Source organism: Amaricoccus sp. (genome assembly GCF_036846665.1).
Lineage (GTDB): Bacteria > Pseudomonadota > Alphaproteobacteria > Rhodobacterales > Rhodobacteraceae > Amaricoccus.
On record NZ_DAIUBO010000396.1, the window covers coordinates 1 to 1927 of the forward strand.

The window sequence follows — 1927 nt, forward strand, 5'->3', positions numbered from 1 at the left end:
GCATGGGCCGAGCGCAACATCGTCTTTTCGGAGCGCGAAAGCCCGCTGCCGGGTCCGTATAACCGCGATCTGTTTTTCTACTTCGACGAAATCCTGCGGGCGCTGTCTCCGAGCGACCCTTGCAGGACCGTCACGCTGGCGAAGTCGGCGCAGCTTGGCGGCACCGTCCTCGCCAATATCTTCTGCGGCGGGTCCATGGACATGGACCCCGGTGACTTTCTTTACGTTCATCCGACCGACTCGAACGCGCAGCGTTGGTCGAAGATGAAGCTGGCGCCGATGCTGAAAGGCACGACGGCGCTCGCTCGTCTCTTCCCGATGCGCTCGCGCGACGGTCTGGATAGCGTTCTCTACAAGGAACGGGTCGACGGTCGCGGCGCGATCCAGATCTCGGGGGCCAATTCGCCGGCCTCCCTGTCGCAAGTCACCATGCGCCGGCAGGTGCAGGACGACCTCGCGAAATGGGAGATGAACGCCGCCGGCGACCCGGAGACGCAAGCCGACAGCCGATCCCGCGCGCACGAGTTCGCGAAGGTCTTCAAAATCTCGACGCCTCTCGTCGAGCCGGGATGCAGGATCACCCGGAACTTTGAGGACGGAAGTCAGGAACGTCTCTTCCTGCCGTGCCCGCACTGTGGCGAAATGCAGACGCTGGAATGGGAGAACTTCCAGCAGTCGATCGACGAAAAGCATCCGGAGCGCGCGCATTTCACATGCGTCGCCGAGGGGTGCGGCGGCGTTATCGAAGAGTTTCATCGGCCGCAGATGTTCCGCGAGGCCAAGCGGCGGGAAGCGGAAGGCGAGGAAGTCTGGCGCGCCGGCAACCCGGCAGCGAAGCGGGTCCATCGTTCCTTTCATCTGTGGTCGGCGTATTCGCTCCTGCAGAGCTTCGAGCGGATCGCACGCGAATGGTTGAGCGCCAAGGGCGACCCGGCGTCCGAGCAGACGTTCTTCAACGACACGGTCGGCCGCGCCTACCGGACGCTCGGCGAGGCGCCGGGATGGGAGAGCCTGCGGGACAGAGGGGCCTTGTCCTTCTATTCGCGCGGTTCGATTCCTGTCGGCTATCCGCTGCTTACGATCGGCATCGACTGCCAGAAGGATCGTGTCGAGGCGCAGATCGTGGCATGGGGCCGCGACTTCCGCCGTGCCGTCATCGAATATGTGGTCTTCCCCGGCCACATCAGCGAGGACGGTTGCCGCGCCATGCTCGACGGATTGATGGTGCAGACGTGGCGCAATGCGCATGGCCGCCCGATTCATGCCGACATGGTTGCGATCGACGGCAACGCATGGACCGAGGACGTCTGGGGCTGGGTGAAGAAGCACCCCACGTCCCGCCTGATCATGGTCCGCGGCGTGCCATCCGAGTCGGCCCCGTTGATCGCCGCGGTGAAGAAGGAGCGGAACACGAAGACCGGCAAGGTCAAGCGGTATTCCCGCCGGTTCTTCAACTTCGCGACGTCGGTCTTGAAAATGGGCCTCTATCGCAATCTCGCGAAGGACGATCCCTTGCAGCGCGGCTTCGTGGCCCTGCCGCGCGGCCTCGAGGACGAGTTCTATCGCCAGCTTACGGCCGAAAGCCGCAAGGCGGTGCGCACGAAGTCCGGCTTCGTCAAATACGAGTGGGTGAAGGATCCGGCGCAGGCGAACGAGGGCCTCGACACGCATCTTCAAGCCGAGGCGGCCGCCATCAAGTTCGGCATCCGGTCGATGCCCGACCAGGTCTGGGACCGATACGACGCCGAACGGGAGTGTCCGCCCGAGGCTGTGCAGGGCGACATAGAGGATTTGCTCACGCGGATCGTCCCAGCCAATCAAGCCCCGCCGCCGGCGGACGACGAAGAAGAGAAACGACGCCAGCGGCGGCAGAGGTGGAAGAACCGTAAATGACCGAGAAGCCGAGGGTCCGAGTGAAGGCCGGCAG

General features: G+C 64.1%; 1 protein-coding gene. It reads left to right on the plus strand.

The window, feature by feature from the left end; all coding sequences use genetic code 11:
* Window positions 1-1893 (plus strand): phage terminase large subunit family protein (locus V7050_RS20765; RefSeq protein ID WP_324411247.1); only part of this gene is annotated, 1893 nt, incomplete at its 5' end.
* Window positions 1894-1927 lie beyond the last annotated feature (34 nt).